The organism is Xenorhabdus thailandensis (assembly GCF_037996785.1).
In the GTDB taxonomy this organism is placed as follows: domain Bacteria; phylum Pseudomonadota; class Gammaproteobacteria; order Enterobacterales; family Enterobacteriaceae; genus Xenorhabdus; species Xenorhabdus griffiniae.
Window position 1 is genome coordinate 95,210 of sequence record NZ_JBBMXF010000012.1, and the last position, 14,708, is coordinate 109,917.

General features: G+C 42.3%; 16 protein-coding genes. 10 read left to right on the plus strand and 6 right to left on the minus strand.

All coding sequences use genetic code 11. The features are described 5' to 3' along the window. Positions 1-336: 336 nt before the first annotated feature. Positions 337-1,263: an agmatinase gene (gene speB / locus AAC853_RS10685; protein WP_338884667.1), complete on the plus strand. Its 927-nt coding sequence runs from the start codon at positions 337-339 to the stop codon at positions 1,261-1,263. 282 nt (positions 1,264-1,545) lie between these two features. On the opposite strand, the gene AAC853_RS10690 is transcribed toward speB, so the two are convergent. The 4 genes from AAC853_RS10690 to AAC853_RS10705 all read right to left on the minus strand — a co-directional run bounded on the left by AAC853_RS10690 (position 1,546) and on the right by AAC853_RS10705 (position 3,788). Beyond that, entirely contained in the window at positions 1,546-2,019 is a 474-nt protein-coding gene (locus AAC853_RS10690; protein WP_273570393.1) for a helix-turn-helix domain-containing protein, read from the minus strand. 3 nt (positions 2,020-2,022) lie between these two features. Further along, positions 2,023-2,394: a type II toxin-antitoxin system HigB family toxin gene (locus AAC853_RS10695; protein WP_338884669.1), complete on the minus strand. Its 372-nt coding sequence runs from the start codon at positions 2,392-2,394 to the stop codon at positions 2,023-2,025. An 83-nt stretch (positions 2,395-2,477) separates the two neighbouring features. Beyond that, entirely contained in the window at positions 2,478-3,230 is a 753-nt protein-coding gene (locus AAC853_RS10700) for a 4'-phosphopantetheinyl transferase family protein (protein ID WP_340614557.1), read from the minus strand. A gap of 303 nt (positions 3,231-3,533) precedes the next feature. Beyond that, positions 3,534-3,788: a type II toxin-antitoxin system RelB/DinJ family antitoxin gene (locus AAC853_RS10705; RefSeq protein WP_189758550.1), complete on the minus strand. Its 255-nt coding sequence runs from the start codon at positions 3,786-3,788 to the stop codon at positions 3,534-3,536. 359 nt (positions 3,789-4,147) lie between these two features. Between AAC853_RS10705 and galE the strand changes: the two genes are divergently transcribed. From galE to AAC853_RS10725, 4 genes are all read left to right on the plus strand, one after another. Next, positions 4,148-5,167: a UDP-glucose 4-epimerase GalE gene (gene galE / locus AAC853_RS10710; RefSeq protein WP_338804646.1), complete on the plus strand. Its 1,020-nt coding sequence runs from the start codon at positions 4,148-4,150 to the stop codon at positions 5,165-5,167. A gap of 60 nt (positions 5,168-5,227) precedes the next feature. Beyond that, positions 5,228-6,307 carry a UDP-glucose--hexose-1-phosphate uridylyltransferase gene (locus tag AAC853_RS10715; RefSeq protein WP_340614558.1) on the plus strand — a complete coding sequence of 360 codons (1,080 nt, stop codon included), beginning with the start codon at positions 5,228-5,230 and terminating at the stop codon, positions 6,305-6,307. 33 nt (positions 6,308-6,340) lie between these two features. Further along, positions 6,341-7,495 carry a galactokinase gene (gene galK / locus AAC853_RS10720; RefSeq protein ID WP_340614559.1) on the plus strand — a complete coding sequence of 385 codons (1,155 nt, stop codon included), beginning with the start codon at positions 6,341-6,343 and terminating at the stop codon, positions 7,493-7,495. Between the two features lie 83 nt (positions 7,496-7,578). Beyond that, positions 7,579-8,280, plus strand: coding sequence for an O-methyltransferase (locus tag AAC853_RS10725; RefSeq protein ID WP_340614560.1), 702 nt, complete (start codon positions 7,579-7,581; stop codon positions 8,278-8,280). Positions 8,281-8,287: 7 nt separating this feature from the next. Here AAC853_RS10725 and AAC853_RS10730 read toward each other — a convergent pair whose 3' ends face one another. Together AAC853_RS10730 and AAC853_RS10735 are read right to left on the minus strand one after the other, a co-directional pair. After that, positions 8,288-8,755 (minus strand): membrane-associated Zn-dependent protease 1, encoded by a 468-nt coding sequence (locus tag AAC853_RS10730; protein ID WP_338884682.1) that lies wholly within the window; start codon positions 8,753-8,755, stop codon positions 8,288-8,290. 32 nt (positions 8,756-8,787) lie between these two features. After that, positions 8,788-9,660, minus strand: coding sequence for a lipase family protein (locus AAC853_RS10735; protein ID WP_340614561.1), 873 nt, complete (start codon positions 9,658-9,660; stop codon positions 8,788-8,790). Between the two features lie 486 nt (positions 9,661-10,146). Between AAC853_RS10735 and AAC853_RS10740 the strand changes: the two genes are divergently transcribed. The 5 genes from AAC853_RS10740 to AAC853_RS10760 all read left to right on the plus strand — a co-directional run bounded on the left by AAC853_RS10740 (position 10,147) and on the right by AAC853_RS10760 (position 14,617). Then, positions 10,147-11,517, plus strand: coding sequence for a pyridoxal-phosphate dependent enzyme (locus AAC853_RS10740; RefSeq protein ID WP_340614562.1), 1,371 nt, complete (start codon positions 10,147-10,149; stop codon positions 11,515-11,517). A gap of 21 nt (positions 11,518-11,538) precedes the next feature. Further along, positions 11,539-12,708, plus strand: coding sequence for a trans-sulfuration enzyme family protein (locus AAC853_RS10745; RefSeq protein ID WP_340614563.1), 1,170 nt, complete (start codon positions 11,539-11,541; stop codon positions 12,706-12,708). A gap of 452 nt (positions 12,709-13,160) precedes the next feature. After that, a complete protein-coding gene (gene def / locus AAC853_RS10750) occupies positions 13,161-13,676 on the plus strand; it encodes a peptide deformylase (RefSeq protein ID WP_340614564.1) in 516 nt (171 codons plus the stop codon). A 100-nt stretch (positions 13,677-13,776) separates the two neighbouring features. After that, the gene (locus tag AAC853_RS10755) at positions 13,777-14,100 is read left to right on the plus strand and encodes an IS630 transposase-related protein (RefSeq protein WP_099137345.1); all 324 of its coding nucleotides are present in this window, start codon (positions 13,777-13,779) and stop codon (positions 14,098-14,100) included. Positions 14,101-14,131: 31 nt separating this feature from the next. Next, positions 14,132-14,617: an IS630 family transposase gene (locus AAC853_RS10760; RefSeq protein WP_340614839.1), complete on the plus strand. Its 486-nt coding sequence runs from the start codon at positions 14,132-14,134 to the stop codon at positions 14,615-14,617. The last annotated feature ends 91 nt before the right edge of the window (positions 14,618-14,708 follow it).

Below are 14,708 nucleotides of genomic sequence, written 5' to 3' on the forward strand. Positions count from 1 at the left end.
TAATTGTTGTCATTGGTCATACTCTTCTTCAAATTATCTTTTACAGTACGGTAAGTTGTAGCAAGCAGAAAACATGTCTAATACTATATGCCTATATATGCTCATCCTGGATTGGTCTATGAACTTGGATGTTAGGTGCCTTTCTGGTTTGTATGTGAGCGTGTACGCATTCGTTTCTTTAGTTTTGAATTGATTGCTAACATTTTTTTATTTTAATTTTAAATAATCGTGTATTTGGAAGATTAATTTTCTAGTGTAAATAAGCCTCTATGTTACTTGTTACTGCCAGCATTGGAGACGAGTAATAAGCCAGCATGGGACTTTTGAGGATATATCATGAGTATTAGCTCTTTAGGAAACCAAATTGATAACTCTTTGGTTTCAAATGCCTTCGGTTTCCTGCGTTTTCCATTGAATTTTCAGCCCTATTCCAGTGATGCAGAATGGGTAATTACTGGCGTTCCTTTTGATATGGCAACATCGGGACGTGCAGGAAGCCGCCATGGGCCAGCTGCTATCCGTCAGGTATCGACTAATCTGGCGTGGGAAAGCTGTCGTTGGCCGTGGAACTTTAGCTTACGCAAGCGCCTGAATGTGGTGGATTGCGGGGACCTGGTATTTAATTTTGGTGATGCCCAGGATATGAGTAATAAGTTGCAGGCACATGCTGAAAAGGTGCTGGCATCGGGTAAGCGTATGTTGTCATTTGGTGGTGATCATTTTGTTACTTTGCCACTGTTACGTGCCCATGCAAAACACTTTGGTAAAATGGCGCTGATCCATTTTGATGCCCATACAGATACTTATGCCAATGGCAGTCAATTTGATCATGGTACGATGTTTTACCATGCGCCAAATGAAGGGCTGATAGATCCTCACCACTCTGTACAAATAGGTATTCGCACTGAACACGATACGAATAATGGTTTCACTGTATTAGATGCTGGTCAGGTTAATGATCGCGGTGTTGATGATATTGTTGAGCAGATTAAAACGGTGGTTGGTGACTTGCCGATTTACCTGACGTTCGATATTGATTGCCTTGATCCGGCATTTGCACCAGGTACAGGAACGCCGGTGATTGGTGGATTGACGTCAGATCGAGCATTGAAAATAGTGCGCGCTTTGCAACCATTGAATATTGTTGGAATGGATGTGGTGGAAGTGGCACCGGCTTATGACCAATCTGAAATTACGGCATTAGCGGCCGCAACGATTGGATTGGAGTTACTGTATTTGCAGGCATCAAAGAAAGATCTTTAATGCATTCATCTTATATACCAATCTAACTTCAAGATGCGTGTGATTGCTCCCTGCGAAGCGGGGGAGCAATCACGTTTCATAGCGTGTTGTAAATTGCAACTTGAAGTTTAATGCATATAAGTTGTTTTTAAAGGCTCATCTAAAAGTGAGCCTTTAATTTGAGTGTATCTCTAAATAGGTTTTCATAATACTGAGCATATCAGATGTTGGAGTTCCTTACCCCGCGCGGGGTAAGGAATATTCCTATCATTTTGAAACGCTATATAGAAATATAGTTTTTTCTCAGTCTGAACCCATAAAGGTTTCAACAGGAACGTTAAAGAATTTGGCAAAGCCTTTTACTTGCCCAATGTTCATAGAACGTTTTCCATGCAGTATCTCTGATATGACGCTCTGGTTTGCAATGTCACGCAGATCAAGCTGCCTAATGCCTCTTTCTTTCATCAAGTAGCTCAGTGCTTCACGTGGAGTGACATTGGGGACTTGGCGATTTTTAGCTTCGTACTCATAGACACGGTCGGTGATAAAATCAGCGAACTTTGCTGCAGCATGTTCGGTATTTTCAGCATATGAGTATAACTCATCAATCAGTGCCATGCGGGCACTCAGATCGTCATCGTTTTCTACAGGTTCAATACATGCTGAGAACAAAAGTGCCAACGGGCTGATTTGCTCAGATATTGACTGCATCATTTGGGGTAAAATTTCGATGAGTCCATCAATCCTTTTATCAGTAACGAGTGATGTTTTTCTCATGCTTCACCTTTTTGAGCGTTTTGATTTAGTCTGTTTACGCCACCATTTATCATATTCAGTATGGGGGCAAACATCTTTAATATAAAAAGTGCCTGATTTGGGATTAAGCCATGTGATAATGCGGCATTTATTTTTATGTATATCAAATATATAAATATCTAATGGCCCTTTTTTGCTTCCTGCCTCCAGTAATTCGTGGGGTATACGATCAACATTCCATGTCGATGTTTTAAGCCATAGCTCACGGATTTGAGCATAAGATTCAAACCGTAAAGACACTTTATCAAAAACATCCAACCAGAGTTTTAGGCCTACCTTCCATTGAGCATGTTTTTGCATTGCTTCAATGATGACTTTTGCTGTGATAACTCGCATATCACTTCCTTATGATATCGCAATTTGCGATATTTACAATGTTTGAAAAAATTTAGGGGGCTCTTTTTTTCAAACCAAGCATATCACTGGACAATATACGTCAATACTTGCTGCTGTGGCATTAAGGCAAAATTTCCGTGGAATTGCGAACCAGCTCGATACTCATCAGATAATGTTTGCAGTAGTTTGATGCTTATAGCGTCATTTCTGTAATCAATTGACGTAATTTCAGCGGCATGGAAATCAAAGAAGCGTCTTACATGGGGATAAAGTGCCTTAAACAGACTCTCCTTGAGGGAGAACGCAAGAGTGAATGCCTGTGCAAAAGGTAATGGACATTCTGTCAGTAATTTCACTTCATTGTCATTGATGATGCTGGGTGAAATACTTTTGATGGTATCAGGCTTAATCTCCTGCTCGATATCTACACCTATCATTCGATAGTTATTGCAAGAAGCTGCAAAGACGATAGCACAGTTGGCTGAATGAGAAATCGAACCACAAATATTGTCAGGCCAGATTGGGGAGCGATCTTGAGCATTGGTAACCTGAAAATCAGGGTAATCTAAACGAGTTAAAACTTGTTGAATGCAATAACGGGCAGCCAGATATTCCGCACGTCGTTTATTAACGGCATTTTGTAATTGGCTTGGGTAGGTAATGCCATATTCTTCAAATAGTGCATCCCGATAGCAAGACTGATCAAAATAAGTTTTTATGATTTGAAGATCGGGATGTTCTGACAGTGCACCTGCTTGTATGTCTGTAAAAAAAGGATCATTTATGGCAGTAGTGTGAACAGAGGTAAGGATAGAAGTAAAAGTTATTTTTTTCATCATGGTTTTTTTATTATCGGTTGCGATTATTAGATAAATTGCTAATTAAGCTAAGGAAACGATATGGAAAATATTCTTAGTGACAGTGGCTATTAAGTAAACGCGTCTTTATTTATGGGATAGGTTAATGTGTTATAAATTCACAATTCATTGCACTATACGCTCAGTGGCTGACTTGTAAATTTTTGATTTTTCATGTTTACCAACAGCTATTACCCATATCACAATTTCTTTTTAAACTGCTCACGGATGCTTTTATCTAGTTTTTGCCATTCCTTTAATGCACGCTCGTCGAAACCTATACTAAATTTCATCAAGATTTACCCGAATTCGTTTAGCGGGATCCTTTAAACGTTCACGTACCACTTCCAGAATATCTTCATCTTCATCGTGCTCTGAGACCATTACGGATATTTCTGTAAATGGTAGTTTTTCATTTTCCGCCACATAACGTAGAAAGAGCCGCATAGCGTCGGAAGGGGAAAGATTCAATTTATCAAATGCACGGTATGCATTCTTTTTCAATTCTTCATCCACTCTTATCTGAATTGTGCTCATAGTATCACCATGTGTAATTACATTTGTATTGCATTGTACATTATTTCCTCTATGGCGCAATGGTTTTTACTGGATTCATGGTTTGTCCCCGTATGCACGGGAGTATGAAACATTAGGCGGTGTAATCAGCAAGTATACTCGCGCTTTAATGTGCTCCGTGCCTGATGAATCGCACAACCAGGTAGGTAACAGCGACTTTAATAAATACTGGAATAATATACAGTTAAATAAAACTTTAATTATTTGATTTTTATATAAAAATAATAATTATAAGTAAACGCTAAAACATAAAATTAGTTCACTAACGCTGTGACTCTTTTTATACTCCTCGTTGTTACCATTTTTGAAAAGAGGTTGTTGTGGAAATATTAGTAACAGGCGGGATGGGATATATCGGTAGCCATACTTGTGTTCAAATGATTGAAGCTGGAATGACGCCGATCATCATCGATAATCTGTGCAATGCCAATCGTGAAGTTTTGGCTCGCATTGAGGCATTGACGGGGATTCAGCCACTGTTTTATGAAGGGGATATTCGTGATGAATCATTCCTTGATGCTATTTTCTCCCGCCACCAAATTCAGTCAGTTATTCATTTTGCAGGCTTGAAAGCGGTTGGCGAGTCAGTCGCCAAGCCTATCGAATATTATGATAATAATGTCAATGGAACGCTGGTGCTGGTGCGTAGTATGCGTAAAGCGGGGGTAAAAAGCATTATCTTTAGCTCATCTGCGACGGTATATGGTGATCCGGAGGTTGTGCCTATTACTGAACAGTCTGCGGTAGGTAATACCACTAACCCTTATGGCACCAGTAAATATATGGTTGAACGCTGCCTGTCTGATTTCCATCATGCAGAAAATGATTGGTCTGTAGTGTTGTTACGCTACTTCAATCCAGTTGGTGCTCATCCTTCTGGCACGATGGGGGAAGATCCTCAGGGGATCCCCAATAATTTGATGCCCTATATTGCCCAGGTTGCGGTAGGCCGTCGGGAGAAACTGTCCGTGTATGGCAATGACTATCCAACAGCCGATGGCACTGGCGTTCGCGATTATATCCATGTGATGGATTTGGCTGACGGGCATATCGCGGCCCTCAATGCCGTTGGTAAAAAAGCGGGATTGCATATCTACAATTTGGGGACTGGAAAAGGTACCAGCGTACTGGAAATGGTAGAGGCTTTCAGTAATGCTTGCGGTAAACCAGTTCCTTATGAAATTTGTCCACGTCGTCCGGGTGATATTGCCGAATGTTGGTCAAGCCCGGAGAAAGCCGAGCGAGAGCTGGGCTGGAAAGCAAATCGCACTATCGTGGAAATGACTGCGGATGCCTGGCGTTGGCAATCTCAAAATCCCAATGGCTATAAAGCGAAGTAAGCAACAACAAACGTTTGGCTTTCTGTAGGGTTTGTGTGGTGAAAGTAAGGGGTATCCAATATGCCAAAGATACGATTCAATACTGTTGATTTTCCACACAGGCGATACAATCCTTTGACGGATAAATGGATTATTGTTTCACCACACCGAACAGAACGACCGTGGAGCGGAATTGATGAAAAACCTCTCCACGTCGCCTTGCCAAGTTACGATGAACACTGTTTTTTATGCCCGAACAATACCCGCGCTTCAGGTAATATCAATCCAGATTATCAGGACATCTATCTATTCCAGAATGATTATTCTGCCTTGTTACCGGAACGCTTTGATATTCATCCTACCGATAACCCATTATTTAAAATTGAGCCAGTAAGAGGTGTTTGTCGGGTACTCTGTTTTTCTCCTGATCACAGCAAGACATTACCAGAGCTACCATTGGAGCAAATCCGCCGTGTCATTGATGCATGGAATGCGCAGATTGAAGAATTGAGCCAGCGTTATATTTGGATTCAGGTTTTTGAGAATAAAGGCGAAATGATGGGGTGTTCCCAGCCTCATCCTCATGGGCAGATTTGGGCCAGTGATTTCCTGCCTGATGAGCTGGCTCGTAAAGATGAACGGTTGCGGCAATATTATTGCCAGCATGGAACTAACTTATTGATGGATTATATCGATGCTGAGCGCAAAGATGGTGCACGTACGGTCGTGGAAACCGAATATTGGCTTGCGGTTGTACCTTATTGGGCGGTATGGCCATTTGAAACTATGCTGTTGCCGAAAAGTCATATCCGTCGCATGAATGAACTGACAGAGGCACAACGTGATGACCTGGCGGTGGCGATTAAAAAATTGACCAGTCGCTATGATAATCTGTTTCAATGCGCTTTTCCCTATTCAATGGGCTGGCATTTTGCGCCCTTCTTCGAGCATCAACGCGATACCAATCTTAAATCACAAAAACACAATATTGATCACTGGCAATTACATGCACTGTTTTATCCGCCGTTATTACGGTCATCCAGCGTCCGTAAGTTTATGGTGGGTTATGAAATGTTGGCGGAAGCTCAGCGTGATTTGACGCCAGAACAGGCCGCCCAGCGGTTACGGAATGTCAGCGACATTCATTTTAAGGTACGCTGATTTCCGTTAAGAAACGTTTCTGGGGAAAAAGAGATGAAAACGTTAATCCAAAACGTCACTGAATCTTTTAATGCGTACTTTAACTCTTCGCCAACGCACTTTTTTCAGGCACCGGGGCGTGTGAATCTTATCGGGGAGCATACGGATTACAACGGTGGTTTAGTTTTGCCTTGCGCAATTAATTTCCAGACGGTGGTTGCCGCCGCGAAGCGTGGAGATAAGCGTGTCAGGGTGATAGCGGTTGATTATCATAATCAGTGTGATGAATTTGATCTTGGCCAGCCAATTCTCTTTCTGCCAGAAAAAATGTGGGCAAATTACATCCGCGGTGTGATGAATGCTCTGGTGGCGAGTGGTTATGCATTTGGAGGAATGGATCTTGCTATTAGTGGCAATATTCCACAAGGTGCGGGTTTGAGTTCATCTGCGGCATTGGAAGTCGTGGTTGGACAAGCCATTAAATCGCTTTATCAGCTTGATATTAGTTCCAAAAAGATTGCATTGAGTGGGCAGCAAGCAGAAAACCAGTTTGTTGGTTGCAATTCTGGCATCATGGATCAGTTAATCTCTGCTTGTGGGGAAGAAAATCACGCCTTGTTGATCGACTGTTTCACGTTGGCTACGCAATCTGTACGTATGCCTGATAACGTGGTTGTGATGATCATCAATTCCAATAAACCACGGGGGTTGGTGGATAGCGAATACAATATGCGCAGGCAGCAATGTGAAGAAGCCGCTCATTTGTTGGGCGTGAATATGTTGTGTGATATCACGCTTGAGCAGTTCAATGCTAAACAAGCGTTGCTCGATACATTGCTCGTCAAACGAGCCCGCCATGTGATCAGCGAAAATTTGCGGACTAAATTGGCGGCTGATGCTTTGAGTGCTGGTGATTTGTTTCGTCTTGGTCAGCTGATGGCTGCATCGTATATTTCCATGCGTGATGATTTTGAAATTACTGTCCGTGAAATAGATGTGCTGGTGGAAATAGTCAAAGACGTGATTGGCGATCATGGTGGTGTCCGTATGACGGGAGGCGGTTTTGGCGGTTGTGTGGTGGCGTTGGTTCCCCCTGATTTGGTGAAAAATGTGGAAAAGGCGATTGAGCAACAATACGAAACTAAAACAGGTTTAAAAGCGGATATTTATCTTTGTCAGGCCACAAAAGGTGCCAGCCAATTGGAATAAGCGCAAGACGGCGCGTCGAAAACATTTTTTCTAAATGATATGCTCATCCAATACCTAACCTTAACAATGAAAGGAGTATGATCATGAGTTCCGATGTACAGCTAGCAGCACTCCAGCAACAGTGGACAGAAGTTGACGACTACCTTAAACAAACCCTGTTACCCCAATCCTCACACCTTGAACAAACACTTGAACATATGTCCGATCAAGGATTGCCAGCTATTAATGTTTCTGCGCTGCAAGGGCAATTTTTGATGATGATGGTACAAATCAGTGGTGCAAGACGTATTCTCGAAATTGGCACATTGGGAGGATATAGCGCCCAGTACATGGCAAAAGGATTGCCTGATGATGGATTACTGTTCACGTTGGAAAAAGATCCCCATGTAGCCGAGGTGGCTCAGCACAATATCGAAAGCGCACAGCTTGCCGACAAAATCAAAATTATTGTGGGCGAGGCCAGTGAAACCTTACAGACGCTAAGTTCTGAAGCGCCCTTTGATTTGATTTTTATTGATGCCGATAAACAAAGTAGTCCGTTGTATCTGGATTGGGCTGTCAAGTTGGGGCGTCCGGGAAGCATTATCATCATGGACAATGCCATCCGCGAAGGTGCAATTATACATGAGCAGCGGAGTGAAGCTGTCGAAGGTGTGCGTCAGGCACTGGATAGAATGTCCAACTATCCTGAACTGACGGTAACGGCTTTACAGACTGTGGGGGAAAAAGGTTGGGACGGGTTTGCATTATTACGGATCAATACGGATAGAGAAATTTCACGATAGTTTTTTATCACCCCCGTTGGGTTGCTGGTTGATTGGTAGAGATTGGTGTTCGGGCTGACTGACAAGCTTTGCGTTCACTGGATTCGCGCTCTTGAATAATTTTGGCTGTTTCATCTATGGCAGGGAGAGGAAAGCCCATATCGTCATAGGCACCAAAACCAATTAAACGATAACTGCTTAGCGGGGTATTTATTGGAACGCGAAATTCCTTCTTCTCCCCCGATGCCAATGGTTCAAATGGGTATACGGTTAGTGTACCTGGCTCACATTTTGCGTTAAGGGGTAAAATAGCCAGATAACCTCCTGCCACAGGTTGGTCGCCTTTATTTTGCAGTGTACCACCTACAAAAAATTGACCATTGGCTCCCAGCCCCATGTGGAATAACAAGTGAGCCTCCCCTTTTGACCATAACGCAGGGGAAAACAGGCTACTTACCATTAATACTGCACTGTATGTATAACCACGCCATTTCATCTTTATGCTCCTGTTTGTTGATAAGTTCCTAACTATAAATTAATACAAGAATCGATATCACCGTATTTTGTCACTCTTTTGAATACGTCCAAATCTAATCTGGCAATGTAGTTGATTAAATAGTGGCTACATAACGGTCCAGCTGAAATAGCTAAATTGGTTTGAGGTGTAAACTCGTTGATAGAGTCCAGTGAGGCATATCCCAGGATTTTAGGGGGCAGATGTGGTATGACGTCATCGATATAGTTGAACACCGCAAAATTGCTAAAGTTTTGGGTAACGAGTCTGGAGAATTCTTGGTTTCCAGGCCTTGGGCAGGCAAATAAACAGGCTGAGTGATTGGGAGCCAGAGGGCCAATTTCATACATCAGATAGGACGCAATTGCGGCTCCGAGGCTGTGACCGGTTATAGTGAATTGACTATTTCCCCCTATAAATTGAGCAATTGCTTCAGCGAAGTTGAGATTGCTGTAATCACGGTGAAATTCAGGCTCAATGATAATCAGCTTCATTGAGTCATAGACACTAAAAAAACCCTGGCTGACTTCTATCTTGGGAAAACGGGTCCACGGTGATGTAAAATCAATCAGCCCATCATGGACATCTTCCAGCAAAATTGTGGGATCGGTTCCACGTATAGCAATAATATATCTCTCTGGAGAATTATTTTTTTCGGCCACTTTCTTTGCTACATAACCATAACAGACATGATCAGGCCATTCACCTTTTCTGGAGGTGACTGAGAAAGACAGATCATTTGCTAAGATATACGCTATAACTTTCCATCCATCTTCTTCAATTCGAGGATCGGCTGGGGGCGTTGGATTATTGTAGTATTGTTCATTCATCTTCGCAGCATATAACACGAATGCCGCAAAATTGGCCGCCTCTTTGTATGTAAACATAGGTGCCTCTTTTGTTTGTTCATTGTTGTTGAGGAGATTAGTTATGAGATGATTGTCTTATTTCATTCGAGTGTCTGCCATTTTACCGAATTTTCTGAGTTAAGGAATATACGTATTAAACTTCAAGTGACAATTTACAACACGCTATGAAACCTGATTTCTCCTTCGTTTCTTGGGGGAGAAAACACACGCATCTTGAAGTTAGATTGGTATATACAGGTTGATTGATGTCTTGTTGAGATTGTAATGAAGTGATTATTGTGAGGTGCATTTTCATAAAGTTCCTATTATTAGGATTTATTTATTATTAAATGATAAAAAATAATGAATTGTAGAGGTGTTTTAATTTATCAATATCGAATTAATTAATTCACTTTTGTTATATGTAGTTTTCATTTGTTCTTTCAAATTGATTACCATGCAGCGTTATTCTTTCCCAATCTGAAAGTTTTATTTGCAAATTTTACCGATTAGCAAGAGGCAAATATGGCAGCACCACGTTCTGTTCTTGAACTTATAGGGAATACACCGCTATTGGAATTGACTCATCTGGATACAGGCCCATGCCAGCTATTCATTAAGTTAGAGAATCAGAATCCTGGCGGTTCGATTAAAGATCGTGTTGCACTTTCAATGATTGAGCAGGCGGAAAAACAGGGATTGTTGCAGCCAGGGGGCACAATCATTGAAGCCACGGCAGGTAATACGGGGATTGGGTTGGCATTGGTTGCCGCCATGAAGGGCTATAAACTGATTTTAGTTGTACCTGATAAGATGAGCCGCGAAAAAATTTATCACCTGCGGGCGCTGGGAACGGATGTTCGCCTGACACGTTCTGATGTCGGAAAAGGACATCCAGAATATTATCAGGATTACGCCTTGCGTCTGTCGAAAGAAATCAGCGGAGCTTATTATATTGATCAATTCAATAATCCTGCGAACTCAGCCGCGCATCTTGCGACCACAGGGCCAGAGATTTGGCAGCAGATGGAGCAGAATGTTGATGCTGTGGTCGTTGGTGTCGGTTCTGGCGGGACTTTGGGGGGCTTAAGCCAGTATTTTAAGGCAATTTCCCCTCATACGGAATTTATCCTCGCAGATCCCAAAGGTTCCATTCTTGCCGATTATGTTGAGCATGGTCACTATGACGAAGCGGGAAGTTGGTTTGTGGAAGGTATTGGAGAAGATTTTGTCCCGCCTCTTGGGGATTTTTCTCAGGTTCACCATGCTTATCGCATTACTGATGCAGAAGCGTTTGCCTGCGCACGCGATTTACTATTAACAGAGGGGATCCTCGCAGGCTCTTCTTCAGGCACATTGTTAGCGGCGGCGTTACGTTATTGCCGTGCACAGACAACGCAGAAACGCGTCGTGACGTTAGCTTGTGACAGCGGTAACAAATATCTGTCGAAGATGTTTAATGATTACTGGTTATTGGAACAAGGGCTGCGTTCACAACCACAAGAAAATAATTTGAGTGATTATATTACCTATCGTTATCAGGATGGCGCGACGATTTCAGTTTCCCCGCACGATACCTTGCAGATCGCTTATAACCGAATGCGTCTGTATGACATTTCACAGTTACCTGTGATCGAAAACGATCAAATTGTTGGGCTTATTGATGAGTGGGATCTTATGCATGCCATTCAGGCTAATTCACATCATTTCTCGCTGCCTGTTATTGAAGCGATGACCAATCAGATTCATACGCTCAATAAAAAAGCGTCATTGACGCAGTTAATTGCTACCTTTGATGCTGGTCATGTGGCCCTGATTGTTGATGATGACAATCATTTCCTGGGGCTTGTTACTCGTACCGATGTATTGAACGCATGGCGTCAACAACTCAATTGATCTCTTTTCAGGAATAAATTAATGGCTAAGTTTGCTAAGATTAAATTTGATACACAAAGCGTTCATGCAGGTTATATACCTGATCACACGGGGGCAGTTATGCCCGCAATCTATGCCACATCAACTTATGCTCAGCCAGCACCTGGTCAGCATACGGGATATGAATATTCCCGTAGTGGGAACCCGACACGTGATGCCTTAGAGCGTGCGATTGCTGAATTAGAGAATGGTACACGTGGCTATGCTTTCGGTTCTGGTCTGGCAGCCAGTTCGACCATTCTGGAGCTACTTGATAAAGACAGTCACATCATTGCGGTAGACGATCTCTATGGCGGGACTTACCGCTTGTTGGAAAAAGTGCGCAGCCGGACGGCTGGTCTGAGAGTGACTTATATTGAGGCAGGGGATATTGCGGCATTGGAAGCGGCAATTCAGTCCGACACTAAAATGATTTGGGTGGAGACGCCTACTAACCCGCTACTGAAATTGGCTGATTTAGCGGCGATTGCACAGATTGCCAAGCGGCATAATATTATCAGTGTGGCAGATAACACTTTTGCTTCCCCTTATATTCAGCGTCCGCTTGATTTGGGTTTTGATATTGTTGTGCATTCTGCAACTAAGTACTTGAATGGTCATTCTGATGTTGTCGCTGGTCTTGCGGTGGTGGGAAATAACGCAGAGTTAGCCGAGCAAGTTGCCTTCTTGCAAAATTCCATCGGCGGCATTCTTGATCCGTTCAGCAGTTTCCTTGTCCTGCGTGGTATTCGGACACTGGCACTGCGCATGGAGCGCCATATTGACAGCGCAGGGAAGATTGCACATTGGCTTGAACAACAGCCACAAGTTGAGAAAGTCTATTATCCTGGCCTTGCTTCTCATCCTCAGCATGAATTGGCAAAACGTCAGATGCGAGGTTTTGGTGGCATGATCTCCATCGTGCTGAAAGGGGATGAAGATTATGCGCGTCGAGTCATTAAAGCGCTGCACCTGTTTACATTGGCGGAAAGTTTAGGTGGCGTGGAGAGCTTGATTGGTCAGCCATTTTCCATGACCCATGCTTCCATTCCGTTGGAGAAGCGTCTGGCTGCCGGAATTACCCCACAATTGATCCGGATTTCTGTCGGTATTGAAAATGCAGATGATTTGATAACGGATTTGTCTCAGGCATTTGAACATGCGAGTTTGTAATAAGAAAATAAAACAAGAACACTAGTTTAATAAAAAATTAAGATAACTAAAGAATGATGCCAGGCGATATTTTCGTTTGGCATTTTTATTAATATTATTTTTTTGTTTATTTTATCATTTTATAATGAGAATCTATACACGTTACCTTGCAAGTTGCTCATTATAAGACAACATAACTCATTATTTCTCCCCGCGAAGCGGGGAGAAATAATATGCATCTTGAAGTGAGATGGGTATATGCAGTAGATTTTAAGGTGCAATGCAATTAATACAGTAGCAATTTAAGAAATAAAAAGGTATATATACCAATCGTCTTTCAAGATACGTCTTATATCTTCCCGCGTAACGGGAGATATAAACAGTCACGTTGATTTGTAAGCTGCAACTTGAAGTTGGATTGGTATAGTTAAAAATAGTAATAATGGTAAAAGTCACAACAAAGGAAATACATTATGGCAATTCTAGATATCCTCACAATTCCAGATGAAAGATTGAGACAAAAATGTGTTGATGTCACTGATTTTGATAAAGTTCAAACGCTAATTGATGACATGCTGGAGACAATGTACAGCGCAGGCATTGGCTTGGCAGCTGCACAGGTTGGCCGGAGAGAAGCGATTGCGGTCATTGATATTTCTTCAAATCGTGATCAGCCGATGGTTTTGGTTAACCCGAAGATTGTTGAAAAAGAGCGTCGCGTGGTGAATCAGGAGGGTTGTCTGTCGATACCTGGGTATTACGCAGATGTTGAACGGTTTGAAAAAATAAAGGTAGAAGCATTTGATCGGTTTGGTAAGCCAATTACGATAGAAAGTGAAGATTTTTTATCAATTGTCATGCAGCATGAAATTGACCATTTATATGGCATTGTTTTTACCGATTATCTGTCCCCATTGGAAAGGGAAATGGCATTGGAGAAAGTGAAAAATAAGTTAAGTAATAAGGAAAATGAGATATTGGGTAAATAAAGATATTATAAATTATTTTTTAATATTGTAGTTTTATATATAGCAGAATCATATCAATATGACATAATATCTGGATTCACATGACAAAGGATAAAGTGAGATGGGCTACAGTCTGGATTTTCGAAAGAGAGTACTGGCATACAAAGACAAGCATTCGTTGACATTCGAACAAACGAGTACCCATTTTGATATTTCTATGCGCACCTTATTTCGGTGGAGTCACAAAATAGAACCCTGTGTGACACGCAATAAGCCACCCACGAAAATCAGTGACGAAGCGCTTCTCACCGATGTTCAAAATTACCCCGATGACTATCAATGGGAAAGAGCAAAACGCTTGGGTGTCGCGCAGTCTGCGATCCACTACGCCTTGAAACGGCTGAAAATGACAGTCAAAAAAAACGCTAAGACACCCCAACGCTGACGCTCAGGTTCGTCAGGCGTTTGTCGAACGCATCGGCCACTACGAACAGGCGGGGAAACCCATTGTTTATCTGGATGAAAGCGGTTTTTCGCAGTCCATGCCCCGCACACATGGTTATTCGGCGAAAGGGCAACGCTGCTTCGGCACACACGATTGGCAGGCTAAAGGCCGCATTAATATCATTGGCGCGATCCTCAAAAAGACCTTCGTGACCTTAAGCTTATTTTCTGGAAACATTAATGCGGATGTCTTTCATGCCTGGATGACACAAGATTTGCTGCCCAAACTCCCAAGCGGAGCCGTGATTGTCATGGATAATGCCCCCTTCCATAAACGGCATGACACGATAAAAGCGATAGCAGACCACGGTTGCCTGCTGGAATGGTTGCCCCCTTACAGCCCGGATCTGAATCCCATCGAACCGAAATGGACTGAAGTCAAAGCGATAAGAACACGAGAAAGGTGTTCAATTGATGAACTGTTTATGGCGTATGTGAAATATGTCCAATTATTTTGATTCAGCTATATTACTTGGATTCACTTAATAAGTGAATATAAAAAAACTTAAAATTATGCTATATCAAAATGATAGCTGGCCGCTATTCATG

What these genes read in the sequence shown, in the direction of transcription:
- AAC853_RS10725 (WP_340614560.1), top strand. Translation starts at nt 7,579, where the DNA reads ATGAGTTCCGATGTACAGCTAGCAGCACTCCAGCAACAGTGGACAGAA.
- def (WP_340614564.1), top strand. Translation starts at nt 13,161, where the DNA reads ATGGCAATTCTAGATATCCTCACAATTCCAGATGAAAGATTGAGACAA.
- speB (WP_338884667.1), top strand. Translation starts at nt 337, where the DNA reads ATGAGTATTAGCTCTTTAGGAAACCAAATTGATAACTCTTTGGTTTCA.
- AAC853_RS10730 (WP_338884682.1), bottom strand. Translation starts at nt 8,755, where the DNA reads ATGAAATGGCGTGGTTATACATACAGTGCAGTATTAATGGTAAGTAGC.
- AAC853_RS10695 (WP_338884669.1), bottom strand. Translation starts at nt 2,394, where the DNA reads ATGCGAGTTATCACAGCAAAAGTCATCATTGAAGCAATGCAAAAACAT.
- AAC853_RS10755 (WP_099137345.1), top strand. Translation starts at nt 13,777, where the DNA reads ATGGGCTACAGTCTGGATTTTCGAAAGAGAGTACTGGCATACAAAGAC.
- AAC853_RS10715 (WP_340614558.1), top strand. Translation starts at nt 5,228, where the DNA reads ATGCCAAAGATACGATTCAATACTGTTGATTTTCCACACAGGCGATAC.
- AAC853_RS10745 (WP_340614563.1), top strand. Translation starts at nt 11,539, where the DNA reads ATGGCTAAGTTTGCTAAGATTAAATTTGATACACAAAGCGTTCATGCA.
- AAC853_RS10705 (WP_189758550.1), bottom strand. Translation starts at nt 3,788, where the DNA reads ATGAGCACAATTCAGATAAGAGTGGATGAAGAATTGAAAAAGAATGCA.
- AAC853_RS10700 (WP_340614557.1), bottom strand. Translation starts at nt 3,230, where the DNA reads ATGAAAAAAATAACTTTTACTTCTATCCTTACCTCTGTTCACACTACT.
- AAC853_RS10735 (WP_340614561.1), bottom strand. Translation starts at nt 9,660, where the DNA reads ATGTTTACATACAAAGAGGCGGCCAATTTTGCGGCATTCGTGTTATAT.
- AAC853_RS10690 (WP_273570393.1), bottom strand. Translation starts at nt 2,019, where the DNA reads ATGAGAAAAACATCACTCGTTACTGATAAAAGGATTGATGGACTCATC.
- AAC853_RS10740 (WP_340614562.1), top strand. Translation starts at nt 10,147, where the DNA reads ATGGCAGCACCACGTTCTGTTCTTGAACTTATAGGGAATACACCGCTA.
- galK (WP_340614559.1), top strand. Translation starts at nt 6,341, where the DNA reads ATGAAAACGTTAATCCAAAACGTCACTGAATCTTTTAATGCGTACTTT.